At 57.4% G+C, this 5,397-nt stretch carries 3 rRNA genes; all 3 read left to right on the plus strand.

Going from position 1 to position 5,397, the window contains the following annotated elements:
- Positions 1–226: 226 nt before the first annotated feature.
- The 3 genes from ACFHWT_RS30970 (at position 227) to rrf (ending at position 5,389) form a co-directional block, all read left to right on the plus strand.
- Positions 227–1,743: ribosomal RNA gene (locus tag ACFHWT_RS30970) — 16S ribosomal RNA — on the plus strand.
- 353 nt (positions 1,744–2,096) lie between these two features.
- Positions 2,097–5,201 (plus strand): 23S ribosomal RNA (locus ACFHWT_RS30975).
- Positions 5,202–5,272: 71 nt separating this feature from the next.
- Positions 5,273–5,389, plus strand: a 5S ribosomal RNA gene (gene rrf, locus ACFHWT_RS30980).
- Together the 16S, 23S and 5S rRNA genes form the textbook arrangement of a ribosomal RNA operon.
- The last annotated feature ends 8 nt before the right edge of the window (positions 5,390–5,397 follow it).

Below are 5,397 nucleotides of genomic sequence, written 5' to 3' on the forward strand. Positions count from 1 at the left end.
TGCCCGGCGGAAGTCGGGTGGGACGGATGGCCCTGGTGGGGTTGCCTGCTTGGTGTGGGTGGTTCTGCTGGTGTGTGTTTGTTCTTTGAGAACTCAACAGGGTGCTTGATAAGCCAGTGCCAAAGTTTGTTTGGTTCCCGGCTGGTTGACTGCCGCGTTTGTGGTGGTTTTCTGGTTGGTGATTCCTTGGCATTTTATATGCCGGGTTTGATTTCTTCACAAGTTTTTGTTGGAGAGTTTGATCCTGGCTCAGGACGAACGCTGGCGGCGTGCTTAACACATGCAAGTCGAGCGGAAAGGCCCTTCGGGGTACTCGAGCGGCGAACGGGTGAGTAACACGTGAGCAACCTGCCCCAGGCTTTGGGATAACCCCGGGAAACCGGGGCTAATACCGGATATTACATGCTGCCGCATGGTGGTGTGTGGAAAGTTTTTCGGCTTGGGATGGGCTCGCGGCCTATCAGCTTGTTGGTGGGGTGATGGCCTACCAAGGCGACGACGGGTAGCCGGCCTGAGAGGGCGACCGGCCACACTGGGACTGAGACACGGCCCAGACTCCTACGGGAGGCAGCAGTGGGGAATATTGCACAATGGGCGGAAGCCTGATGCAGCGACGCCGCGTGAGGGATGACGGCCTTCGGGTTGTAAACCTCTTTCAGCAGGGACGAAGCGTAAGTGACGGTACCTGCAGAAGAAGCGCCGGCCAACTACGTGCCAGCAGCCGCGGTAAGACGTAGGGCGCGAGCGTTGTCCGGATTTATTGGGCGTAAAGAGCTCGTAGGCGGCTTGTCGCGTCGACTGTGAAAACCCACAGCTCAACTGTGGGCTTGCAGTCGATACGGGCAGGCTAGAGTTCGGTAGGGGAGACTGGAATTCCTGGTGTAGCGGTGAAATGCGCAGATATCAGGAGGAACACCGGTGGCGAAGGCGGGTCTCTGGGCCGATACTGACGCTGAGGAGCGAAAGCGTGGGGAGCGAACAGGATTAGATACCCTGGTAGTCCACGCTGTAAACGTTGGGCGCTAGGTGTGGGGGGCCTCTCCGGTTCTCTGTGCCGCAGCTAACGCATTAAGCGCCCCGCCTGGGGAGTACGGCCGCAAGGCTAAAACTCAAAGGAATTGACGGGGGCCCGCACAAGCGGCGGAGCATGCGGATTAATTCGATGCAACGCGAAGAACCTTACCTGGGTTTGACATGGCCGCAAAACCTGCAGAGATGTGGGGTCCTTCGGGGGCGGTCACAGGTGGTGCATGGCTGTCGTCAGCTCGTGTCGTGAGATGTTGGGTTAAGTCCCGCAACGAGCGCAACCCTTGTTCGATGTTGCCAGCGCGTTATGGCGGGGACTCATCGAAGACTGCCGGGGTCAACTCGGAGGAAGGTGGGGATGACGTCAAGTCATCATGCCCCTTATGTCCAGGGCTTCACGCATGCTACAATGGCCGGTACAATGGGCTGCGATACCGTGAGGTGGAGCGAATCCCAAAAAGCCGGTCTCAGTTCGGATCGGGGTCTGCAACTCGACCCCGTGAAGTCGGAGTCGCTAGTAATCGCAGATCAGCAACGCTGCGGTGAATACGTTCCCGGGCCTTGTACACACCGCCCGTCACGTCACGAAAGTCGGCAACACCCGAAGCCGGTGGCCCAACCCCTTGTGGGAGGGAGCTGTCGAAGGTGGGGCTGGCGATTGGGACGAAGTCGTAACAAGGTAGCCGTACCGGAAGGTGCGGCTGGATCACCTCCTTTCTAAGGAGCGCTCTCCCGGCGAAGGTCGGGTAGGGAGCCTGCCGCCTCCGAGTGTGGGGTGGGGGTGCTCATTGGCGGAGACACTGGTGAGTTTGTGTCGGCAACGGCTGATGCTGCTAGTACTGCTTCTGCTTTCGGGTGGGGGTGTGGAGGGTGGTGTTGGTGCGGCTGGTGTGAATGGTGAGCATCCTGTTGGGTCCTGAGGGAACAGGCCACGTGGTGGGTTGTTGTCTCTGGTTGCCAGGCGCGGCCTGGTCTTGCATACCGGCCACTTGTGGTGGTGCTGGTGTGGGGCTGGGGGTTGCGGGTTGGTCGTTTGTTGAGAATTACACAGTGGACGCGAGCATCTTTGTGGTCAAGTTGTCAAGGGCGAACGGTGGATGCCTTGGCACTAGGAGCCGATGAAGGACGTGGGAGGCCGCGATAGGCCTGGGGGAGCTGTCAACCGAGCTGTGATCCCAGGGTGTCCGAATGGGGAAACCTGGCATCAGTCATGTGGTGTCACCTGCACCTGAACTCATAGGGTGTGTGGAGGGAACGCGGGGAAGTGAAACATCTCAGTACCCGCAGGAAGAGAAAACAATAGTGATTCCGTGAGTAGTGGCGAGCGAAAGCGGATGAGGCTAAACCGGCTGCGTGTGATACCTGTCAGGGGTTGCGTGGTCGGGGTTGTGGGACTCTGCTGATCGGACTGACATTCGGTCGAGAAGTGATAAAGCCAGTTGTTAGCTGAATGGTGTGGAAAAGCCAGCCGTAGACGGTGATAGTCCGGTAGGTGAAAACTTCTGGTCTTCTGTGGATGTTCCCGAGTAGCGGCGGACCCCTGAAATCTGCCGTGAATCTGCCAGGACCACCTGGTAAGCCTAAATACTTCCTAGTGACCGATAGCGGACGAGTACCGTGAGGGAATGGTGAAAAGTACCCCGGGAGGGGAGTGAAATAGTACCTGAAACCGTTCGCCTACAATCCGTCGGAGCCTTTAGGGGTGACGGCGTGCCTTTTGAAGAATGAGCCTGCGAGTTAGTGGCATGTGGCGAGGTTAACCCGTGTGGGGTAGCCGTAGCGAAAGCGAGTCTGAAGAGGGCGTTGAGTCGCATGTTCTAGACCCGAAGCGGAGTGATCTAGCCATGGGCAGGCTGAAGCGCGGGTAAGACCGCGTGGAGGGCCGAACCCACCAACGTTGAAAAGTTGGGGGATGACCTGTGGTTAGGGGTGAAAGGCCAATCAAACTCCGTGATAGCTGGTTCTCCCCGAAATGCATTTAGGTGCAGCGTTGCGTGTTTCTTGCCGGAGGTAGAGCACTGGATGGTCTAGGGGGCCTACAAGCTTACCGAAATCAGCTAAACTCCGAATGCCGGTAAGTGAGAGCGTGGCAGTGAGACTGCGGGGGATAAGCTTCGTAGTCGAGAGGGAAACAGCCCAGATCACCAGCTAAGGCCCCTAAGCGTGTGCTAAGTGGAAAAGGATGTGGGGTCGCTTAGACAACCAGGAGGTTGGCTTAGAAGCAGCCACCCTTTAAAGAGTGCGTAATAGCTCACTGGTCAAGTGGTTCCGCGCCGACAATGTAGCGGGGCTCAAGCACACCGCCGAAGCTGTGGCATTCACGCGTGTACTTTGCTGACTCTTTCGGGGGTTGGTGCAGGTGTGTGGATGGGTAGGGGAGCGTCGTGCCGGGGGTGAAGCAGCGGGGTGACCCAGCTGTGGACGCGGCACGAGTGAGAATGCAGGCATGAGTAGCGAAAGAAGGGTGAGAAACCCTTCCGCCGGATGACCAAGGGTTCCAGGGCCAGGCTAATCCGCCCTGGGTGAGTCGGGACCTAAGGCGAGGCCGAGAGGCGTAGTCGATGGACAACGGGTTGATATTCCCGTACCCGCGAAGGAGCGCCCATGATGAACCTCGTTGTGCTAACTGCCCGAACTTGGTGAGGTTTTCGGACTGATCTGAGGGAGCGCGGGAACCTGGCGGGTAGTAGTCAAGCGATGGGGTGACGCAGGAAGGTAGCTGATCCCGGCCGGTGGTTGTGCCGGGGTAAGCGTGTAGGCTGCATCATAGGTAAATCCGTGGTGCGTGAGGCTGAGACGTGATGCCGAGCCGATTCAGGTGAAGTCAGTGATCCTATGCTGCCGAGAAAAGCCTCTAGCGAGCTTCTAGCGGCCCGTACCCTAAACCGACACAGGTGGTCAGGTAGAGAATACCGAGGCGATCGGGCGAACTGTGGTTAAGGAACTCGGCAAATTGCCCCCGTAACTTAGGGAGAAGGGGGGCCGGAGACGTGAAGCCCTTTTCGGGTGGAGCGTTGTATGGCCGCAGAGACCAGGGGAAAGCGACTGTTTACTAAAAACACAGGTCCATGCGAAGAAGTAATTCGATGTATATGGACTGACGCCTGCCCGGTGCTGGAACGTTAAGGGGACCGGTTAGCTCTTCGGGGCGAAGCTGAGAACTTAAGCGCCAGTAAACGGCGGTGGTAACTATAACCATCCTAAGGTAGCGAAATTCCTTGTCGGGTAAGTTCCGACCTGCACGAATGGCGTAACGACTTTCCTACTGTCTCAACCACAGGCCCGGCGAAATTGCATTACGAGTAAAGATGCTCGTTACGCGCGGCAGGACGGAAAGACCCCGGGACCTTTACTATAGCTTGACATTGGTACTCGAATTAGCTTGTGTAGGATAGGTGGGAGACTGTGAAGCTGGTACGCCAGTATCGGTGGAGTCGTTGTTGAAATACCACTCTGGTTGATTTGGGTTTCTAACTTCGGACCGTGATCCGGTTCAGGGACAGTGTCTGGTGGGTAGTTTAACTGGGGCGGTTGCCTCCTAAAGGGTAACGGAGGCGCCCAAAGGTTCCCTCATCCTGGTTGGCAATCAGGTGTTGAGTGTAAGTGCACAAGGGAGCTTGACTGTGAGACTGACAGGTCGAGCAGGGACGAAAGTCGGGACTAGTGATCCGGCACTTGCGTGTGGAAGCGGTGTCGCTCAACGGATAAAAGGTACCCCGGGGATAACAGGCTGATCTTCCCCAAGAGTCCATATCGACGGGATGGTTTGGCACCTCGATGTCGGCTCGTCGCATCCTGGGGCTGTAGCAGGTCCCAAGGGTTGGGCTGTTCGCCCATTAAAGCGGTACGCGAGCTGGGTTTAGAACGTCGTGAGACAGTTCGGTCCCTATCCGCCGCGCGCGTAGGATACTTGAGAAGGGCTGTCCCTAGTACGAGAGGACCGGGACGGACGAACCTCTGGTGTGCCAGTTGTCCCGCCAGGGGCACGGCTGGTTGGCTACGTTCGGAAGGGATAACCGCTGAAAGCATCTAAGCGGGAAGCTCGCTTCAAGATGAGGTGTCCCACCCATTTTGTGGGGTAAGGCTCCCAGTAGATGACTGGGTTGATAGGCCGGAGATGTAAGCCAGGTAACTGGTTCAGTTGACCGGTACTAATAGGCCGAGGACTTGACTTCGAGGGTGTACGCGTCCACTGTGTGATTCTGGGCAAACGGACACTTGTGTGTGTTTGGTTTGTTGTTAGGGTTACGGCGGTTATGGCGGAGGGGAAACGCCCGGTTACATTCCGAACCCGGTAGCTAAGCTCTCCAGCGCCGATGGTACTGCACTCGTGAGGGTGTGGGAGAGTAGGTCACCGCCGGACATCTTTAC

This window comes from Micromonospora sp. LOL_021, assembly GCF_048060215.1.
In the GTDB taxonomy this organism is placed as follows: Bacteria; Actinomycetota; Actinomycetes; order Mycobacteriales; family Micromonosporaceae; genus Micromonospora_E.